This window comes from Pseudomonas sp. BTN1, assembly GCF_001907715.1.
Lineage (GTDB): Bacteria > Pseudomonadota > Gammaproteobacteria > Pseudomonadales > Pseudomonadaceae > Aquipseudomonas > Aquipseudomonas paracarnis.
The window spans coordinates 81,424-99,789 of record NZ_MPBM01000016.1 but is presented as its reverse complement, the minus strand read 5'-3'; the positions used below and the strand labels follow the sequence as shown (position 1 = coordinate 99,789).

16 protein-coding genes and 2 riboswitches are annotated in these 18,366 nt (G+C 62.9%); of the genes, 6 read left to right on the top strand and 10 right to left on the bottom strand.

Features of this window, described 5'->3' with window-relative positions:
- Positions 1 to 7: 7 nt before the first annotated feature.
- Positions 8 to 865 (top strand): metal-dependent hydrolase, encoded by an 858-nt coding sequence (locus tag BMH52_RS06460; RefSeq protein ID WP_072434502.1) that lies wholly within the window; start codon positions 8 to 10, stop codon positions 863 to 865.
- A 121-nt stretch (positions 866 to 986) separates the two neighbouring features.
- Here the strand turns inward: BMH52_RS06460 and pepN are convergent, their stop codons facing one another.
- The 6 genes from pepN to BMH52_RS06430 are packed head-to-tail and all read right to left on the bottom strand — an operon-like array spanning position 987 to position 7,487.
- Positions 987 to 3,644 carry an aminopeptidase N gene (pepN, locus tag BMH52_RS06455; RefSeq protein ID WP_073843207.1) on the bottom strand — a complete coding sequence of 886 codons (2,658 nt, stop codon included), beginning with the start codon at positions 3,642 to 3,644 and terminating at the stop codon, positions 987 to 989.
- Between the two features lie 13 nt (positions 3,645 to 3,657).
- Entirely contained in the window at positions 3,658 to 4,488 is an 831-nt protein-coding gene (locus tag BMH52_RS06450) for a DUF2797 domain-containing protein (protein WP_072434501.1), read from the bottom strand.
- Positions 4,485 to 4,745, bottom strand: coding sequence for a YeaC family protein (locus BMH52_RS06445; protein ID WP_003190750.1), 261 nt, complete (start codon positions 4,743 to 4,745; stop codon positions 4,485 to 4,487). The genes BMH52_RS06450 and BMH52_RS06445 overlap by 4 nt, the downstream gene beginning before the upstream one ends.
- A gap of 14 nt (positions 4,746 to 4,759) precedes the next feature.
- Positions 4,760 to 5,629, bottom strand: coding sequence for a rhomboid family intramembrane serine protease (locus BMH52_RS06440; RefSeq protein WP_072434500.1), 870 nt, complete (start codon positions 5,627 to 5,629; stop codon positions 4,760 to 4,762).
- Positions 5,626 to 6,600, bottom strand: a complete 975-nt coding sequence (locus BMH52_RS06435; RefSeq protein ID WP_162236638.1) for a metallophosphoesterase — start codon at positions 6,598 to 6,600, stop codon at positions 5,626 to 5,628. The genes BMH52_RS06440 and BMH52_RS06435 overlap by 4 nt, the downstream gene beginning before the upstream one ends.
- Positions 6,597 to 7,487: an NAD(+) kinase gene (locus BMH52_RS06430; RefSeq protein WP_003217892.1), complete on the bottom strand. Its 891-nt coding sequence runs from the start codon at positions 7,485 to 7,487 to the stop codon at positions 6,597 to 6,599. The genes BMH52_RS06435 and BMH52_RS06430 overlap by 4 nt, the downstream gene beginning before the upstream one ends.
- Positions 7,488 to 7,631: 144 nt before the next feature.
- Between BMH52_RS06430 and BMH52_RS06425 the strand changes: the two genes are divergently transcribed.
- Positions 7,632 to 8,579 (top strand): DUF1853 family protein, encoded by a 948-nt coding sequence (locus BMH52_RS06425; protein WP_072434499.1) that lies wholly within the window; start codon positions 7,632 to 7,634, stop codon positions 8,577 to 8,579.
- Between the two features lie 242 nt (positions 8,580 to 8,821).
- Here BMH52_RS06425 and BMH52_RS06420 read toward each other — a convergent pair whose 3' ends face one another.
- The 4 genes from BMH52_RS06420 to cobW all read right to left on the bottom strand — a co-directional run bounded on the left by BMH52_RS06420 (position 8,822) and on the right by cobW (position 15,433).
- Positions 8,822 to 9,424: a VWA domain-containing protein gene (locus tag BMH52_RS06420; protein ID WP_073843205.1), complete on the bottom strand. Its 603-nt coding sequence runs from the start codon at positions 9,422 to 9,424 to the stop codon at positions 8,822 to 8,824.
- Positions 9,425 to 9,477: 53 nt separating this feature from the next.
- Complete coding sequence (locus BMH52_RS06415; protein WP_058410566.1) at positions 9,478 to 10,482, bottom strand: ATP-binding protein; 1,005 nt, start codon at positions 10,480 to 10,482, stop codon at positions 9,478 to 9,480.
- A 125-nt stretch (positions 10,483 to 10,607) separates the two neighbouring features.
- Complete coding sequence (cobN, locus tag BMH52_RS06410; protein WP_073843203.1) at positions 10,608 to 14,369, bottom strand: cobaltochelatase subunit CobN; 3,762 nt, start codon at positions 14,367 to 14,369, stop codon at positions 10,608 to 10,610.
- Positions 14,370 to 14,371: 2 nt separating this feature from the next.
- Complete coding sequence (cobW, locus tag BMH52_RS06405) at positions 14,372 to 15,433, bottom strand: cobalamin biosynthesis protein CobW (protein ID WP_072434496.1); 1,062 nt, start codon at positions 15,431 to 15,433, stop codon at positions 14,372 to 14,374.
- A 92-nt stretch (positions 15,434 to 15,525) separates the two neighbouring features.
- Positions 15,526 to 15,726: riboswitch (cobalamin riboswitch) on the bottom strand.
- Positions 15,727 to 15,926: 200 nt separating this feature from the next.
- Here cobW and BMH52_RS29255 point away from each other — a divergent pair.
- From BMH52_RS29255 to BMH52_RS06385, 4 genes are all read left to right on the top strand, one after another.
- The gene (locus BMH52_RS29255) at positions 15,927 to 16,628 is read left to right on the top strand and encodes a hypothetical protein (RefSeq protein WP_177345076.1); all 702 of its coding nucleotides are present in this window, start codon (positions 15,927 to 15,929) and stop codon (positions 16,626 to 16,628) included.
- A gap of 98 nt (positions 16,629 to 16,726) precedes the next feature.
- A riboswitch (cobalamin riboswitch) is annotated at positions 16,727 to 16,940 on the top strand.
- 95 nt (positions 16,941 to 17,035) lie between these two features.
- On the top strand, positions 17,036 to 17,224 hold the full coding sequence (locus BMH52_RS06395; RefSeq protein ID WP_003190735.1) for a CbtB-domain containing protein: 189 nt from the start codon (positions 17,036 to 17,038) through the stop codon (positions 17,222 to 17,224).
- Positions 17,225 to 17,235: 11 nt separating this feature from the next.
- Positions 17,236 to 17,940: a CbtA family protein gene (locus BMH52_RS06390; RefSeq protein ID WP_014718277.1), complete on the top strand. Its 705-nt coding sequence runs from the start codon at positions 17,236 to 17,238 to the stop codon at positions 17,938 to 17,940.
- Entirely contained in the window at positions 17,937 to 18,329 is a 393-nt protein-coding gene (locus tag BMH52_RS06385; RefSeq protein ID WP_014718276.1) for a cobalamin biosynthesis protein, read from the top strand. Before BMH52_RS06390 ends, BMH52_RS06385 begins: the two co-directional genes overlap by 4 nt.
- The last annotated feature ends 37 nt before the right edge of the window (positions 18,330 to 18,366 follow it).

Sequence of the window (18,366 nt, the reverse complement as noted above, 5' to 3'; positions counted from 1 at the left end):
ACGCACCATGCTGCCGATCCGTCGCGACATCCGTTTTGCCTTGCCTGCCGAGCGCATCAAGAACTGGCATGAACAAGGGCCTGTGGTCAGCCATTTCTTCAATGCCCTGTCGCTGCTGTTTCCCCAGGGCGAGCTGTTCTTCATGGACAGCGTGCGCCACTACCGTGGGCAGATCGACGATGCCGAACTGAAAAAAGAGATCCAGGGGTTTATCGGCCAGGAGGCCATGCACAGCCGTGAACACGTGGCGTATAACGACTTGCTGCAAGCGGCCGGTCTGCCGGCGCACTCCCTCGACCGACGCCTGAAGTTCTTCCTCGACCTGCAGAAAAAACACCTGCCGCCGTCGTTCAACCTGGCGGTGACCATCGCCCTGGAACACTACACCGCGATGCTCGCGGAAATCCTGCTGAGCGACCCGTCGCGCTTTGGCGACTCACTCAAGGGTTACCAGCAGATGTGGTACTGGCACGCCTTGGAAGAAACCGAACATAAAGCCGTGGCGTTCGATGTGTGGAACACCGTGATCAAGCCAGGGCCTGCGCGTTACCTACTGCGCACCGGCACCATGCTGACCACCAGCGTGCTGTTCTGGGTGGTGGTGCTGGATTTTCACGTGCGCCTGTTGATTGCCGACCGCACTGCGGGTGGCACGCTGAAGGGGCTGTGGCGCATGGTTAAATTCTTGTATGGGCCCAAAGGCGTGTTTCCACGGATGTTCCGGCCGTGGCTGCATTACTTCAAGCCGGGCTTTCATCCCTGGGATCATGACAATCGGGCGCGGTTGGCGGGCATTGACCGGTTGGTCGAAGAGATAGAGCGCACGCGCCGCAGCTATGACGCTTATCAAACTGACGCCTCCTGACCTAAATGTGGGAGCGGGCTTGCTCGCGAAAGCGGTGGGTCAGTCATATTGATGTCGACTGACACGCCGCCTTCGCGAGCAAGCCCGCTCCCACAGGGGGATCGCGTTAAGGCAGTGAGGGTTACGCCAGGCTCTTGCTGACCACCTCAAACACATCGCTGGACAGCTCACCCGTACCCAGGATGCGCTCCAGCTCCGCCTTCATCAGCGCCTGCCGGGCGCTGTCGTATTTACGCCAGCGTGTCAGCGGCGCCAGTTGGCGCGAGGCGATCTGCGGGTTCAGGGTATTGAGCTGGATCACCAGGTCGGCCAGGAAGCGGTAGCCCGAGCCATCCGCCGCATGGAAGTTGATCAGGTTCTGCCCGGCAAATGCGCCCACCAGTGCGCGCACCTTGTTGGGGTTCTTGATGGTGAACGCCGGGTGCTCCATCAACGCCTTGACCCGCGCCAGCCCGCCCGGCAAGGTGCTGCCGGCCTGTACGCTGAACCATTGGTCCATGACCAGCGGGTTGTCCTTGAAATTTTCGGCAAACACCGCCAAGGCCTGGGCTTTCTCTGCTTCGAACGGCGAGTTCACCAACACCGCCAACGCCGTCAGGCGTTCGGTCATGTTATCGCTGGTGTCGAACTGATCCAGGGTGGCCGCCAACACTTCTGGCTTGCCGCTGAGCATCAGGTACGACAGCGCGATGTTCTGCAGCGCACGCCGGGCGAAGTGCTCGGCTTCTGCCACGTAAGGCGTTTGCTTGGACAGCTCGCGGTTGGCCTGGTAGCGCAGCCACAAGCCTTCGAACAGGTTGTCGGCCAGTTGCTTGCGGGCAAACTCGCGGGCAGCGTGGATAGCGTCCACATCCGCCACCTCGCTGATTTCCGTGAGGTAGGCTTCGCTCGGCAACGAGAGCATTTCGGCGACCATGGCCTGGTCCAGGCTTTCATCACTCAACACCGTGCGCAGCGCGTCGATCAAGCGTTGATCAAGCTTCAGCGGCTGGCCCGCCTGATGCTGGCCGATCAGCTCCTGCAACACCTGCACGGCCAACTGCTGGCCGGCATCCCAGCGGTTGAAACCGTCGCTGTCGTGCTGCATCAGGAACATCAGTTGATCGCGGCTGTAGGGGAAGCTGAGCTTCACCGGCGCCGAGAAACCACGCAGCAACGAAGGCAAGGGTTTTTCAGCGATGTCGACGAAGGTAAAGGTCTGTTCCGCTTCGGTTACCGAAATTACCCGCGAAGTGTCGCCCGCCGTCGCTTCACCGGCCAGGCGCAAGGCAATGCCGGCGCCCTGCCCGTCCAGCAAGCCCAGCGCCACCGGGATCACGAAGGGCAATTTCTCGACCTTGTCCGGAGTGGGTGGGCAGCTCTGGCGGAAGGTCAGGCTGTAGGTCTTGGCCGCCGCATCGTAGGCTTCGCTCACCGCCAGGCGCGGGGTGCCGGCCTGGCTGTACCAGCGCTTGAACTGGCTGAGGTCGGCGCCATTGGCGTCCTCCATGGCTTTGATGAAGTCGTCGCAGGTCACGGCCTGGCCGTCATGGCGTTCGAAATACAGGTCGCTGCCTTTGCGAAAGCCTTCGGCACCGAGCAAGGTGTGGATCATGCCGACCACTTCCGAGCCCTTTTCATACACGGTCAGGGTGTAGAAGTTGGAGATCTCGATAAAGCTGTCCGGGCGCACGGCGTGGGCCATGGGGCCGGCATCTTCAGCGAACTGGTGGGTACGCAGGTACGCCACGTCCTGGATGCGTTTGACTGTGGCCGAGTTCATGTCGGCAGAGAAGCCCGAGTCACGGAACACGGTGAAGCCTTCCTTGAGCGACAGTTGGAACCAGTCGCGGCAGGTCACGCGGTTGCCCGACCAGTTGTGGAAGTATTCGTGGGCGACGATGGCTTCGACGCGCTGGTGAGCGGCGTCTGTAGCGGTTTCGGCGCGGGCCAGCACGGCGCTGGAGTTGAAGATGTTAAGGCCCTTGTTCTCCATGGCGCCCATGTTGAAATCGTTGACCGCCACGATCATGAAGATGTCGAGGTCGTACTCGCGACCATAGGTTTCTTCGTCCCAGCGCATGGATTTTTTCAGGCTGGTCATGGCGTGCTGGCACTTGTCGATATTTTCCGGCTCGACGTAGATGCGTAGCGCGACTTCGCGGTTGGTCATGGTGGTGAAGCTGTCTTCGACGCACCACAGGTCACCGGCCACCAGCGCAAACAGGTACGCCGGCTTCTTGAACGGATCTTCCCAGGTCGCCCAGTGCCGGCCGTCTTCACCGGGGCCGCTGGCGATCGGGTTGCCGTTGGACAACAGCACCGGGTAGCTGTGCTGCTCGGCGATCACCGTGGTGGTGAACACGCTCATCACGTCCGGGCGGTCGAGGTAATAGGTGATCTTGCGGAAACCTTCGGCCTCGCACTGGGTGCAGAACATACCGCTGGATTTGTACAAGCCTTCCAGGGCGGTGTTGGTTTCTGGGTGGATCTTGACGGTGGTGTCGAGGGTGAAGGTCTCACTCTTGGGCTGCACGGTCAGGTGGCTGTCGGTCAGCTGGTAGTCAGCGTCCGTCAACGGCTGGTCGGCCAGGTTGACACTCAACAGCTCAAGTTGCTGGCCATCGAGGACCAATGGCGGCAAACCGGCGCCGCGCTCGGGGTTGCGGCGCATCACCAGCTGCGCGTGGACCAGGCTGTGGTCCTCGAACAACTCGAAGGTCAGGTGCGTCTCGTCGATCAGGTAGTCCGGCGCCTGATAGTCCTTAAGGTAAATCATCTTCGGTTGTTCGGTGCGCATGCTGGGGATCCTTCTACTGATGCACGGCGAGCTGATAGGCCGTGTATTTACGAATGTTGATGACGCCGGTGTCGAAGATCAGGTATTGGCCCTTGATCCCCAGCAGCGTGCCTTCGGCAATCGGGTTCTTGTCCAGGTTGAAGCTGACGATCTTGGTCGGATACTGCTCGACCGGGTAGCGGATTTCAATCGGCTCGATGTCGGCAATGGTTTGGATGGCTTGCAGGCCAAAGCGTTCCTGCAAACCCAGCAAGCCCTCGGCGCAAGAGGCGAACAGCTCATCACGCACCTGCTTGAGGTCCACCGCTTGCGCGTCGCCCTTGAGCAAGGCGCGCCAGTTGGTCTTGTCGGCCACCTGGCTGCGGAACAGGTCTTCGACGAAGCCCGATTGCTGACGTGTCGCCACGCGCATGATCGGCAGCGCCTGGCTGGCGCCCTGGTCCAGCCAACGGGTGGGCAACTGCGTAGCACGCGTAATGCCGACCTTGATGCCCGACGAGTTGGCCAGGTACACCACGTGGTCGGTCATGCAGAATGTCTCGCCCCAGCCCGGATCGCGGCAGGTACCGGCGTCGTAATGGCAACGCTCGGGGCTCATGATGCACAGGTCACACTGGGCCAGCTTGGTCATGCAGGGGTAGCAGTAGCCCTGGCTGAAGCTGGTCTTGGTCTTGCGCCCGCAATGGCTGCAATGAATCGCGCCCAGGTATTCCAGGCGGATATGGGTACCGATCAGCGGATTGACCGGCACCTCGGTGTCGCCCAGGCGAAAGGCGTATTGAACGGTCGGCTCACCGAGCTGCGCCGACATTTTGCTGACTGCACCGCGACCAATTTCAATCAATGGATCGCATCCGACTTGAACAGGATATTCGGTACTGGCGCGGATTTGGACGCGCACTCCTGCGGGCCCATATAGCCGGTGCGCTGCTCTTCGGGCAGGTTCTGGATCTCCCAGGCGATCATCGCTTGCAACGACAATTCGCGCTGCTCGGCGGTGAGCTTGCGGCCATCGGACCATTTGCCGATCTCTACCGCGAGCTTGAGGCTCTCGTAGATGTCCGGGGTGATGTTTTCGATCATTTCAGCAAAAGAGGACATAAGGCTCTTCCTTATCAAAGAGACGCTTTGCGACGGTTGTACAAACCGCCGAGCAAACCCGTCAAGCAACCGATGACCAACCCGCCCACATGGGCCGCGTTGGCGATTTCGCCGAAACCGATCATCGAGACCAGCCCCGACAGGCAGAGCAACAACCACACCAGCATCATCACCAGCACCCCACGGGGCAGGCGATAGGCCGGGTTGGGCGACAATAATTGAAAGATCCAGCAGTGCCCGAGCAGGCCGTACAAAACGCCAGACAAGCCGCCAAACAAGCCGGGGCCACCGTAGGCGTATTGCGCGTAGTTGGAGACCAGGCTGAACAACAGGGTCAGGCCCAGCAGGTTGATGCTGCCCTGGCGCGCTTCAATGCGCCGACCCAGCTCCCAGTACCACATGCCGTTCATCGCCAGATGCAGGATGCCGAAGTGGATCAGCATCGGCGTGACCAGGCGCCACCACTGCCCCGAGGCCAGGGTGTCGGCCAACGGCGTGAACTGGATGTACTCGCCCAGCACCCGGAATGGCAGGAAGGTCAGCCAGGCCATGGTTTGCAGGTTAGCGCCGAGCAACGTCACGGCCGCGACGATGAGGCTGGCCAGCAAAACCAGCGCGGTGACCGGGCTATGGCGCACTTGCTGGACAAAGCCCGGCCGCGCAACCGGCGCCTGCTCGGGAATATCCAGTTGCTGGTCCGGGTCGCCAGCGGGGAAACGTTGATACAGCACGCGCACGTCGTCGCTGATGGCCTCGGGCACCCACAGCACCTGTTCACCGGCCTCCTCGCTGACGCGGTGCGGCACCTGCATGCGGTGCAGCAACTTGACGAAACCACCCAGGTCGACGCTCAGGGGCAAGCGCAATACAGCTACGGTACTCATGGAATGGCCTCTGGTCGCTCAACGTCGACCCATACGAATTTACGCGGATCCAGCTGGGTTTCCTGGTCCAGTCGATACGCCACCAGCTTGCCGTACAGCACCGCGCTGTAGTCCAGGCAGGCCAGGTTCGGGCGGATCGGCGCGGGTTTGCCGCTACGCCAGTAATGGCCGACGAACAACAACGGTTCATCGACGCCATAGCGCAGCAAAGAATTCTTTTGTGTGGACGACAACGGCGTGCGTGCCACCGGCTCCGGCAAGGCGTCGGGCTGGAACACGATGTCACCGTAGGTCTTGGGGTCGTCTTCCCAGAACTTGGTGCGAAAGAACGAACGCGTCAGGCCATCGCCACCGGTCAGGGTGAGCCCATCGGGCAGGCGCATATCGGTGCCGCGCAACAGGCGGTCGAATGCATTGCAGGCGAAACTGCCCGGTACGGCGGCGGCTTGCAGGAAGTGCGGGTCGATGCAGCCATCCGGGAAGGTGGCGCGCAGCGGCTGGATAAAACTGTCGTCCCAGCACGCGTGCACCACGCGGAAACGCCCGGCATCGACAAACAGCGGCATGTCGTAGAACCAGCCGAGGAAGTCGTGCCAATCAGCCGGGTGGTGTTCGAACTGGGTCAGGGTCTCGTGGATCAAGCGGGCGTGGCGCGGGTTGTGCTCACGCACAAACTGCTTGCCGCTGCCCGGCGGGGCCGGCGTGGTCCAGCCCAGCGCATTGAACTCGTGGTTGCCCATGATGCACAGCGCCTGGCCGGCCTCGGTCATATCGTGGACGATATGCAGCGCCTCACGGATGCGCGGGCCACGGTCGATGATATCGCCCAGGAACACCGCCATGCGTGACGGATGGCGCCAAGTGCCGCCCTGCTTGTGGTAACCCAATTGGTCGAGCAAGTGCTCAAGGGTATGAGCGCAACCGTGCACGTCACCAATCAGGTCGTAGCTACGCGCGGGATCGAGCATCAGTCGCCTCCACCTCCCAAGCGGCTGCCCCAGCCTAACTTGGTGCGGCACACTTCGTAGTAGTTGTGATCCAGCGGGTGGATCAAGCGCAACTTCTGTGCCTTCTTGCTTACGGTGATGGTGTCACCGGGGGCGCAGGTGAAATGGTTCTGCCCGTCGCAGGAGACTTGCGGGTAGATTTGCATGTCTTTGGACACCACGATTTTCAGCTCACTGTTGCCATCGACCACAATTGGCCGACTGGACAACATATGGGGGTACATCGGCACGATCACAATGGCATCGAGCTTGGGGTGCATGATCGGGCCGCCGGCCGACAGCGCGTAGGCGGTAGAACCGGTAGGCGTGGCGACGATCAGGCCGTCGGCCTTCTGGCTGCAGACGAACTGGCCGTCGATGTACAGCTCGAACTCGATCATGCGCGTGGATTTGCCGGGGTGCAGCACCACGTCGTTAAGGGCATCGCCCTGGCCGATCGCCTCACCATGGCGGCGCACTTCGGCCTGCAGCAGGAAGCGGTTCTCCACCAGGTAATGGCCGTCGAGCACCTTGGCCACTTCGACTTCCAGCTCATCGGGGCGGATGTCGGTGAGGAAGCCCAGGCTGCCGCGGTTGATCCCCAGCACCGGCACGTTATGCCGCGCCAGCGCCCGGGCAGCGCCGAGCAGGCTGCCATCGCCACCGACCACGATGACCATGTCGCACACCTCGCCGAGCATCTTGCGCGACGAGGTTTGCAGGCCGTGGCCAGGGAGGATTTCAGCGATGGTGTCTTCGAGGATCACATGCAGGTGGCGCTCGAGCAGAAACTTCTTCAGCCGGCGGACGGTGTCCAACACCTGGGTACTGCCCAGGCGACCGATAATGCCGATATTGCGAAATTGCTCCATGGGGCTCCTGCTGGATCTGGGGTGAGGCAAAAAGAGCGATTATGGGCGAAAGGCCGCCTCAGGCAAAATCCTTTGTCGCCGCCAAGCCTTGATGACAATGGTTCTCAGGCACCTTCTGCGCACTGAAAAGGCTATGCTCGGACCATGACGCCATTCCCCGACTTGCACACCCTGCCCCGCCAACTGCGCCACCCCGAGGTGCGCGACCTGGCGTGGGTGATGCTCGCACCACCGATGCTGGCGCAGACGCCTTGGCCGCAGCGCCATCCGCTGGCGGGCAGTGACTGGGTGCAAGCCCCTCAGCAACTCGAAGCCTGGCTGCGCCAGCTGGACCAGGACAGCAGCGCGTTGCAGCAGTGGTTGAGCCTGGCACGTACCCGGCGCCTGGGCCTGTATTACGAGCGCTTGTGGCAATTTGCGGTGCAGCATGCGCCGGGCGTGGAGTTGCTGGCCGCCAACCTGCCGATCCGCCGTGCCGGGCACACGCTGGGCGAGTTGGACATGCTGCTGCGCGACCGCGAGGGGGTGCACCACCTGGAACTGGCGATCAAACTCTACCTGGGCCCGCAGGACGGCAACGGCCAGGACGCTACGCAATGGCTGGGGCCTGGCTGCCATGATCGGCTGGACCGCAAGCTGGCACACCTGGCCGAGCATCAATTGCCAATCTCTGCGCGGGCAGAAAGCCGCGAGGCCTTGGCGGCGCTGGATATCCAAGCGTTCGATGCGCATTTGTGGCTCGGCGGCTATCTGCTCTACCCCTGGCCCGGCGCGGCGCTCTCCCCCCTCGGCGCTCACCCGCAGCACCTGCGTGGGCGCTGGTTGCATCAGCGCGACTGGACAGACTTTGTCAGCACCCGCCCAGAGGGTCGTTGGCAACCCCTGCCCCGCCATGCCTGGCTGGCGCCCGCGCATTACCCGGCCGATGAAGTGTGGAGTGAAGTGCAGATGAAAGGCTGGCTGGCAGACCTGGACCCGATGGCCCCGGCGCAGTTGCTGGTGCGCATGGTGCCGAACGGTGAGGAGTGGGAAGAAGCAGAGCGGTTGTTTCTGGTGGCCGATCTTTGGCCGAATGTGCCGGGGACAGGTTGATACAGGTGTGGTGTGTTTGAGGGCCTCATCGCAGGCAAGCCAGCTCCCACAGTTTGACCGCGCCGCTGGCTTGCCTTTTGTAGGAGCGAGCTTGCTCGCGAAAAACTCACTGACTCCGCGTTCATTCAGCAAGCACGGGTTATCGTTGACGTTTTTCGCGAGCAAGCTCGCTCCTACAGAATTGACCGCAGCGCCGATTCCATGTGGGAGCTGGCTTGCCTGCGATGGCGATAGCCCAGGCGCTACAGCTTATCGATGTGCTGATACTCCAACTGCAACCCCACCGCCAATTCCTCAGCCCGCCCCAACCTGATCGGCCCACGCTCGATGTCAATCAACATGCCTGGACACTCCAATCGCGGCAGCGCGCCCGTCGCCTTGAGCCGCCCATCGGTCACCACCAGCAGCTTCTGTTGCTCGGCAGGATAGCGCTTGCGCCGTGCCGCCAACCAATGCCCCGCCTCCGTCAGCGCAGCCAGCAACGGCGTCCCGCCGCCTGCTCCCAACTGCCCCAACCAATCGGCCAAGCCTTTCGCCGCCTTCAAACCTTGCACCTGCCACTTCGGCGATTGCCCGCTGGCCGTCAATAACGCCATGCGCGCCCGTTGGCGATAAGCATCATCAAACAGCTGGGCCAGCAGCCCCTTGGCATCGGTCAGTGCCCGATGGCGCCGCGTGGACGCCGAAGCATCGACAATCACCAGCCACAGTTCAGGAGCCGACCGGCTACGCAGTTGGAACAGCAGGTCCTCATGGCATTGCGGCCGCCCACCCAGCAACGTGCCCGGCCAATTGATCGCCCCGCGCTGTGCGCTGCGGGCCTTGCCCTGCCGGCCAGTGTTCAATCGCCCCGCCTGGGGCCGGGCATCCGCCCCCGTGTCAGCTCGGGGGCGGATGCCTAGGGCTTTTTTGGCCAGGTGGGTACATCGCGGCGGGCGCCCGTGGGCAAGGCGGGTGCGGGCATATCGCCCCACTGGCCTTGGCCGGGCGAGGTGTCGGAGGGTGACGATGACGGCCCGTCATTCGGCGGGGGCGGCGCGCCTGCAGGCGCTTGCTGCTGACGTCGATGGCGCAAGGCGAACTCCGCCACCGCGTCGATATCGTCCTGCTCGATAGCGACGGCGCCACGCCACGCCGCATGGGCACGGGCGCCACGCAACCAGACCAGGTCGGCACGCAGGCCGTCGACCCCAGCGGCAAAGCAGCGCTCGGTGATGTGGGCCAACGCCTGGTCATCCAGGGCGATACTGTCTAGCCGTGCCCGCGCCAGGGTGCAGCGTTCGCGCAAGGCAGCTTGCGCTGGCGCCCACTGCGCGCAGAACGCCGCCGGGTCAGTGTCGAAATCCAGGCGACGCCGAATGATCTGCCCGCGCTCGGCGGGCAAGGTTTGCCCGCTCAAGGCCACGTTGAAGCCGAAGCGGTCGAGCAACTGCGGGCGCAGCTCGCCCTCCTCCGGGTTCATGGTGCCGATCAACACAAAGCGCGCCGCATGGCGATGGGAAATCCCGTCGCGTTCGATCAGGTTGGTGCCGCTGGCGGCTACGTCCAGCAGCAGGTCCACCAAGTGGTCGGCCAGCAGGTTGACCTCATCCACGTACAACACCCCGCCGTCGGCCTTGGCCAACACGCCGGGGGAGAATTGCGCGCGGCCTTCGCCCAGCGCGGCATCCAGGTCCAGGGTGCCGACCAGGCGCTCTTCGGTTGCGCCCAGGGGCAAAGTGACAAACTGCCCGCTGGCCAGCAGGTCTGCCAGCCCGCGGGCCAGAGTCGACTTGGCCATGCCCCGTGGCCCTTCGATCAGCACGCCGCCGATCTTCGGGTCGATGGCCGCCAGGCACAGCGCGAGCTTCAAGTCATCGGCGCCGACCACGGCGGACAGCGGGAAATGGGGAGTATCAGTCATAGTCAACTCTTAATAGCTCGTTCCAACGCTCCCGCGTGGGAACGCTTCGCTGGACGCTCGGCGTCCGTTCTTGTGACGCAGAGCGTCACGGGCTGCATTCCCACGCGGAGCGTGGGAACAATCACTCAGCTGTCTTCTTCTATGTCCAGCAACAGGTTTTCCAAGGCTTCGCGGTACGCCCCCGGTGCCTGCCACAAGCCACGTTGCTGGGCTTCGAGCATGCGCTCGGTCATGTCGCGCAGGGCATCTGGGTTGTGCTGTTGCACAAAGGCACGGGTATCAGGGTCCAGCAGGTAGGCATCGGCGAGCAAGGCGTATTGGTGATCGTCAATCAGCGCGGTGGTAGCGTCGAAGGCGAACAGGTTGTCCACGGTCGCGGCCATTTCAAACGCGCCTTTATAGCCATGGCGCTTCACGCCTTCGATCCACTTGGGGTTGGCCGCACGGGAACGGATCACCCGGTTGAGCTCTTCCTTCAAGGTGCGGATTTTCGGCACGTCCGGCTGGCTGTGGTCGCCATGGTAGCTGGCGGCCTTTTCGCCGCTCAGGGTTTCCACGGCGGCCAGCATGCCGCCCTGGAATTGGTAGTAGTCGTTGGAGTCGAGCAAGTCGTGCTCGCGATTGTCCTGGTTCTGCAACACCGCCTGCACCTGGCTCAACCGCTGGGCAAATTGCTCGCGAGCCGCAGTGCCTTCGTCAGCCCCCCCGTAAGCGTAGCCACCCCAGTTCAGGTAGACCTCGGCCAAGTCCTCGCGGCTCTGCCACAAGCGCCCGTCAATCGCGCCCTGCACGCCCGCGCCATAGGCACCCGGTTTGGCGCCGAAAATGCGCCAGCCGGCCTGCTTGGCCGCGGCACCTTCATCCAGGCCCGCCTCAAGCAATGCTTGGCGTTCACTGCGCACTTTGGCGGCCAGCGGGTTCATGTCGTCGGGTTCATCCAGGGCCGCCACCGCTTGCACCGCCGCATCGAACAGGCGGATCAGGTTGGCAAACGCATCGCGGAAGAACCCGGACACGCGCAGGGTCACGTCCACGCGCGGACGGTCCAATAAGCTGATCGGCAGGATCTCGAAATCGTCCACCCGCTGGCTGCCGGTGGCCCATACCGGGCGCACGCCCATCAGCGCCATGGCTTGGGCGATATCGTCCCCGCCAGTGCGCATGGTGGCAGTGCCCCATACCGACAGGCCGAGCTGACGCAGGTGGTCACCGTGGTCTTGCAGGTGCCGCTCAAGAATCAGGTTGGCCGACTGGAATCCGAGACGCCAGGCCGTGGTGGTTGGCAGGTTGCGTACGTCCACGGTAAAGAAGTTACGCCCCGTAGGCAGCACATCCAGCCGACCGCGACTCGGCGCACCGCTGGGCCCCGCCGGGACAAAACGCCCACTCAAGGCATCGAGCAAGCCACGCATCTCTGCGGGGCCGCAGGCATCCAGGCGTGGCGCGACGACGATGCGCAGGCCTTCGATCACCGCCTTCACCTCCTGCCAGCCGGGCTCTTCCAACTGTTCGATGGGGCCTTCCAGTGCCTGCTCGATCAAGCGCGCCGCGTACAACTCCAGACGTTCACGGGTATCCCCGGCCGTACGCCACAGCTGATCGTCAATCTTCTGCAACACCAACGGGCGCCGCCCCGTCCAGGGCTCGGCCAGTGCGCAATCGAGCGGATCAAACCCCAGGTCGAATGCCTTGGCCAACACTCGCAGCAGGCTCGACTGCGGGCCCCGGCCATCGCCACGGGGAATGCGCAACAGCGCCAGCAAGGTGTCGATACGCAAGCGGCCCTCGGGCGACTCGCCAAAGATATGCAGGCCATCGCGGATCTGCGATTCCTTCAAGTCGCACAGGTAGGTATCCAGGCGCGGCAGCCACACCGCCGCGTCCGCCTCACTGCCCAGTTCAAGCTCCTGGTCGATACGGGTTTCGCGCACCAGTTTGAGGATGTCTTTTTGCAGCTCCAGCGCACGGCGCGGGTCAAGCAATTGCGCCTCGTAATATTCGTCGGCCAATAACTCAAGGTCACGCAGCGGGCCGTAGGTTTCGGCGCGGGTCAGCGGTGGCATCAGGTGGTCGATGATCACCGCCTGGGTGCGCCGCTTGGCCTGGGCGCCCTCACCCGGGTCGTTGACGATAAACGGGTAGATATTCGGCAGCGGCCCCAGCAATGCATCCGGCCAGCAGTGCTCCGACAGGCCCACGCCTTTGCCGGGCAGCCACTCCAGGTTGCCGTGCTTGCCCACATGGATCACGCCGTGGGCGCCGTAGGTATGGCGTAGCCAGAAATAGAACGCCAGGTAGCCATGGGGCGGCACCAGGTCCGGGTCGTGGTACACCGCGCTGGCATCTACCTGGTAACCCCGGGCCGGCTGGATGCCGACAAAGGTCAGGCCCAGGCGCAGGCCGGCGACCATCAAGCGGCCATCGCGGCACATCGGATCGTTTTGCGGCGCGCCCCAACGCTCCAGCACGGCCTGGCGATTGGAGGCCGGCAAACGATCAAACATCGCCTGGTATTCCACAACGCTCAGGCTTTGATGGCAGGGGCGCAGGTCGAGGCTGTCGAGATCGTTGGTGACGCCGCCGAGCAGTTCATGGATCAGCGCGGTGCCGCTGTCGGGCAGCCGCTCCGCCACCGGGTAGCCCTCGGCTTGCAAGGCGCGCAGGATATTCAGCGCTGCCGCAGGGGTGTCCAGGCCTACGCCGTTGCCGATGCGACCGTCGCGGGTCGGGTAGTTGGCGAGGATCAACGCAATCCGTTTCTCGGCATTGGGCACCCGCGCCAACTCGACCCAACGGCGTGCCAGCTCAGCGACAAAATCCATGCGTTCGGGCGCTGCACGGTAGCACACCACATCCGACTGGCTGCGCTCGCTGCGCCAAGCCAGGTCCTTGAAACTGATCGGCCGGCTGATGATGCGCCCGTCCAACTCCGGCAAGGCAATGTGCATCGCCAGGTCGCGGGGCCCCAGGCCTTGTTCGCTGGCCTGCCAGCCGGGCTGGTTGTCCTGGGCGCAGATCGCCTGGATCACCGGGATATTGCGGCGAAACGGGCGCAAATGCGGCGCTTCCGGGCTCGATTGGGCAAAGCCGGTGGTGTTCAGAATTACCGCGGCTTGCACGTCATCCAGCAGGTTCTCGACCACCGTGAGGCAGCCGGGTTCTTTCAAACTGGCCACCGCGACAGGCAAGGGGTTGAGGCCCGCCGCCTGTAAGCGCTGGCAGAACACATCAATAAAACCGGTATTGGCCGCCTGTAAATGGGAGCGGTAGAACAGCACCGCAGCCACCGGCCAGTCAGCGTGCCAATCGGCCTGCCAGTCATTGAGGCGGGCATTGGCGTTGTGCGGGTGATAGATCGCCGTGCGCGGCAGCGCTTGCGGCTCGGCCCAGGCATAGTCGCGCCCCAGATGGGCACTGGCTAGGCAGTGGTAAAAATCCAGGGCATTGCCCAGGCCACCTTGGCGCAGGAAGTGCCACAGGCGCTCGCGGTGTTCGGCCGCAACGGTGCTCAGGCTGCTGAGTTCCGGGTCTGGGCGGTCGTCACCCGGCACCAGGATCAGGGTGACGCCGCGTTCGGCCAACTCCACCAGGCGCTCGATGCCGTAGCGCCAATACCCGATGCCGCCGTGCAATGACAGCAGGATGACCTTGGCGTGGCGCAATACCTCGTCGACGTACAGGTCGACCGAGGCATGGTTCTGCACCTGCATTGGGTTGGCCAGGCGCAGGCTGGGGTAATCCTCGGGCAATTGCTGGGCGGCTTCGGCGAGCAGCGCCAGGCTGGAATCGCCGCTGCACAGGATCACCAGTTCAGCGGGGGTCTGGCCAAGGTCGGCAATATTGTCGTCCGCGACGAAACCACCGGGTTGGGTCCTGAGCAGGTGCATGGTTAAACGCTGAGGGCAGCGCGCAATTGCGCTTCGAGGCCGGCGGCGTCCAGTTCCTGGCCGATCAGCACCAGGCGCGTGGTGCGTGCTTCGTCAGCGCCCCAGGCACGGTCGAAGTGTTTGTCAAAGCGCGTGCCCACGCCCTGGATCAGCAGGCGCATCGGTTTGTTGGGGATCGCGGCGAACCCTTTCACCCTCAGGATGCCGTGCTGCACCACCAATTGGGTCAGGGCGTCGAGCAGCAGCGCCTCATCGGCTTGGGGCAAGTCGATGGAGACGGAGTCGAAGGCATCGTGATCGTGGTCGTCTTCACCTTCGTGGTGATGGTCGTGATGGCTGTGACGCCCGTCGATATGTTCCTCGGATCCGACGCCCAGGCCGATCAGCACGTCCAGGGGCAGGCGACCGCTGCTGGCTTCGATGATCTTCACCGCGGCCGGCAGTTCTTCGGCGACCTCCAGGCGCACGCGGGCCAGGTCTTCGGCGCTGATCAGGTCGCTTTTGTTGAGGATCACCAGGTCGGCGCTGGCCAGTTGGTCGGCGAACAACTCATGCAACGGCGACTCGTGGTCCAGGTTCGGGTCAAGTTTGCGCTGGGCGTCGACCTGGTCCGGGAAGGCGGCAAAGGTACCGGCGGCCACGGCCGGGCTGTCGACCACGGTGATCACCGCGTCAACGGTGCAGGCGCTGCGGATTTCCGGCCACTGGAAGGCTTGCACCAACGGCTTGGGCAGGGCCAGGCCCGAGGTTTCGATGAGGATATGGTCCAGGTCACCGCGACGGGCGACCAATTCGCGCATCACCGGGAAGAACTCTTCCTGCACGGTGCAGCACAGGCAACCGTTGGCCAGTTCGTAGACGCGGCCATTGGCTTCTTCTTCGGTGCAACCGATAGAACACTGCTTGAGGATTTCACCGTCGATGCCCAACTCGCCGAACTCGTTGACGATCACCGCAATGCGACGGCCCTGGGCGTTGTCGAGCATATGGCGCAACAGCGTGGTTTTGCCCGAGCCAAGGAAGCCGGTAACGATGGTGACGGGAAGTTTAGCCAGTGTTTTCATCGAATGCCCTTTGGGGCGGGCATACGGGACGACAGGCCCTGCGGCGGCGCGCAGCAGCGGATTTCGTCACCGGATCACCCCGCCCGGTTGAATTGGAAAATCAGTCGCGAGGCAGGTCTCCTGGCTAGGGGTGTGCAGGTCTTGCGACCAACGCTGACTGCGCCTTCCCGCCCTATCGGCAGTGGCGTGGCAGTCAACTGAACCCTTCACAGTTGCGGGGGCAGCCGCGGCTTGAACCGCGTTCCCTTCTTAGCTTCGGCCTGGGCCGAAGAACCTCGAAGGTGCAAGGCTACGCAGTGAGTGACAGCGGGTCAATCTCAGCGTTTTGTATTAATGGATATCACCCGTCATCGGCGATACCTCCCTAAATACCCAAAGACTTTGTAACAAGCGCGCAGCAATGGCTGCGGAACCGCTGAGCGATTAGAACCACATTAATAACGAGACACCTCATACATGCCTTGCAAAAAACTCACTGAATTGGAGAAGATCCTTGACATCAATCCCCAGCCAAATGAACACGCACTGGAATTCACCGACCCTGGACGCCTCACCGGACGGCGCACACGCACTCGACAAACGTGAAGCGGCGCAGGCAGCCTCCCTTCAAACCTCTGCGGACCTCATGCATCCCGAGGAGCTCGCACGGGCGCTGCAGGCACATTACGGGGCGATGGTAGATCCGCGTTCTGGTGAGATCACCCGCAGTTCCCTGCAGAGAGTGGCGGACGGAGTGCCACTTCACGGGACGCTCCTCACGCAGGACCAGATAGACATTGCCCAGGAAGTCCTCAAGCGCAGAGACTTGTTCGCACAATTGGCCAATGCAGACAAAACGGACGGAGCTATCACCCGCGATGAACTCGCAATTTCGTCGCGAGACTATCACCACCTCAGTGATCGGGGGCTGATCGCCCTGGTCGGAAAGCATTTCGACGAGTATGGAGGCGGTGACAGATTCGTGAACTTCAACGAGCTGAAACAAGCTGCCGGTGAGGTCGAAAGCAACAAAATCTATACTCCTCAAGAACGTGGTGTGGCCGCAGAAGTGCTCAAGCGCGAAGAGTTACTCAAGCGATTGGACATTGGCATCGGTTTCTTCGGTATTCCAGGCAAACAAGACCAACGATTTGATCGTGTTAACGTTGGGTACACACAACTAAACAGCTCGGTTGAGTCCCGCTATCCTGGTTGATCAGCTCTCCTGATGCACTACCCGCACGGCAGTGTTTGAAAGTGCGAACCTTGAGCGCCATCAAACCTCCATTTGACGGCCTCCTTAACCCATGCTCTCCTACACATCTTGTTTCGGGTGCCCTTCACAGGGTGAAACGGGAAACCGGTGCGTCATAGACCTATGACCAGTCCGGTGCTGCCCCCGCAACGGTAAGCGAGCGAAGCGTCATGGCCACTGTGCTTGTGCATGGGAAGGCGATGCTTTCAGGAGGACTCTTTCCAGAGCCGCCCCTCGCAAGCCCGGAGACCGGCCCGAAAACTTCAGATAACAAACCCGCGGTGGGCGGGCGCTGTTCGAACCCTGCGTGCCTGGCGCGTGGGGTTTTCATGCGCTCGTTTCACCCTGACACCTGAAAGGGACGCGCCATGTCGATCATCAGCAGCACTTCGCACACCGCCACTAGCACCGCCACCCTCAGCCAACGCCTGACCGCCGCCATCGGTGCGTCGATCCTTGGCGCGTGCCTGGTGTATTTCGCCGGGTTCTCGCATATCGAGGCAGTGCACAACGCCGCCCACGATACCCGCCACAGCGCCGCGTTCCCGTGCCATTGAGAGCTGCCGACATGATCAAGCGTATTGCGCAAACCGCAGGGTTCACTGGGCTTTTGGCTGCCTTGCTGCTGACCCTGCTGCAAAGTTTCTGGGTGGCACCGCTGATCCTGCAAGCGGAAAGCTTTGAAAAAGCCCCGCCAGCCGCCGAAATGGTGCACGAGCACGCCGCTGGCGCTGCTGCCCACAGCCACGATGCCCAAGCCTGGGAGCCGGAAGATGGCTGGCAGCGTGTGTTGTCCACCACTGGAGGCAACCTGGTGGTGGCCGTAGGCTTTGCACTGATGCTCGCCGGCCTCTACACGCTGCGTGCGCCGACCCGCACCGCCCAAGGCCTGCTCTGGGGCCTGGCCGGCTACGCGACCTTTGTACTGGCCCCCACCCTGGGCCTGCCACCGGAACTGCCGGGCACTGCGGCGGCGGACCTGACACTGCGCCAGACCTGGTGGATCGGCACCGCAGCCTCCACCGCCGCCGGCCTGGCGCTGATCGTGTTCGGCCACAACTGGCTGTTGAAAGGCCTTGGGCTGGCGATTCTTGCCGTGCCCCACGTCATCGGCGCGCCGCAACCTGAGGTACATTCGATGCTGGCCCCGGAGGCGCTCGAAGCGCAGTTCAAGATCGCCTCGCAATTGACCAACGTCGCTTTCTGGCTGGCCCTGGGCCTGATCAGCGCCTGGTTGTTCCGCCGCAACCGCGACGACCAATACTCGGCATGATCCTGGTTGTCGGCTTGGGCTGCCAGCGGGGCTGTGAGGTTCACAGCCTGCTGGCGTTGCTCGACAGCGCCCTGGCCGAGGCCGGCATTGAGCGCTCACACATTACGGCGCTGGCAAGCATTGAGCCCAAACGCGATGAGCCCGGGATGCTGGCCCTGGCCCAGTGCCTGAACTTGCCTTTGCAATTTTTCTACGCGGAACAACTGGCGGGCTATGAACATCGGCTGAGCTATCGCTCAGCGCTGGCTTTTGCTCACACCGGCTGTTACGGCGTGGCCGAAAGCGCCGCCCTGGCCCTGGCCGAACAGCTGTCCGACAGCCCTGCCCGCCTGCTGATCCCGCGAAAGAAAAATACCCAAGCGACCCTGGCATTAGCCTGCGCCGGTTAAAATCTCGATAATTGCCACTCTCGATCATGAGCGTTGT

Bases quoted from the DNA above. Each gene is read 5' to 3' on its own strand.
- BMH52_RS06460 (WP_072434502.1), top strand. From the start codon at position 8: ATGCTGCCGATCCGTCGCGACATCCGTTTTGCCTTGCCTGCCGAGCGC.
- pepN (WP_073843207.1), bottom strand. From the start codon at position 3,644: ATGCGCACCGAACAACCGAAGATGATTTACCTTAAGGACTATCAGGCG.
- BMH52_RS06445 (WP_003190750.1), bottom strand. From the start codon at position 4,745: ATGTCCTCTTTTGCTGAAATGATCGAAAACATCACCCCGGACATCTAC.
- BMH52_RS06440 (WP_072434500.1), bottom strand. From the start codon at position 5,629: ATGAGTACCGTAGCTGTATTGCGCTTGCCCCTGAGCGTCGACCTGGGT.
- BMH52_RS06430 (WP_003217892.1), bottom strand. From the start codon at position 7,487: ATGGAGCAATTTCGCAATATCGGCATTATCGGTCGCCTGGGCAGTACC.
- BMH52_RS06425 (WP_072434499.1), top strand. From the start codon at position 7,632: ATGACGCCATTCCCCGACTTGCACACCCTGCCCCGCCAACTGCGCCAC.
- BMH52_RS06415 (WP_058410566.1), bottom strand. From the start codon at position 10,482: ATGACTGATACTCCCCATTTCCCGCTGTCCGCCGTGGTCGGCGCCGAT.
- cobN (WP_073843203.1), bottom strand. From the start codon at position 14,369: ATGCACCTGCTCAGGACCCAACCCGGTGGTTTCGTCGCGGACGACAAT.
- cobW (WP_072434496.1), bottom strand. From the start codon at position 15,433: ATGAAAACACTGGCTAAACTTCCCGTCACCATCGTTACCGGCTTCCTT.
- BMH52_RS06395 (WP_003190735.1), top strand. From the start codon at position 17,036: ATGTCGATCATCAGCAGCACTTCGCACACCGCCACTAGCACCGCCACC.
- BMH52_RS06390 (WP_014718277.1), top strand. From the start codon at position 17,236: ATGATCAAGCGTATTGCGCAAACCGCAGGGTTCACTGGGCTTTTGGCT.
- BMH52_RS06385 (WP_014718276.1), top strand. From the start codon at position 17,937: ATGATCCTGGTTGTCGGCTTGGGCTGCCAGCGGGGCTGTGAGGTTCAC.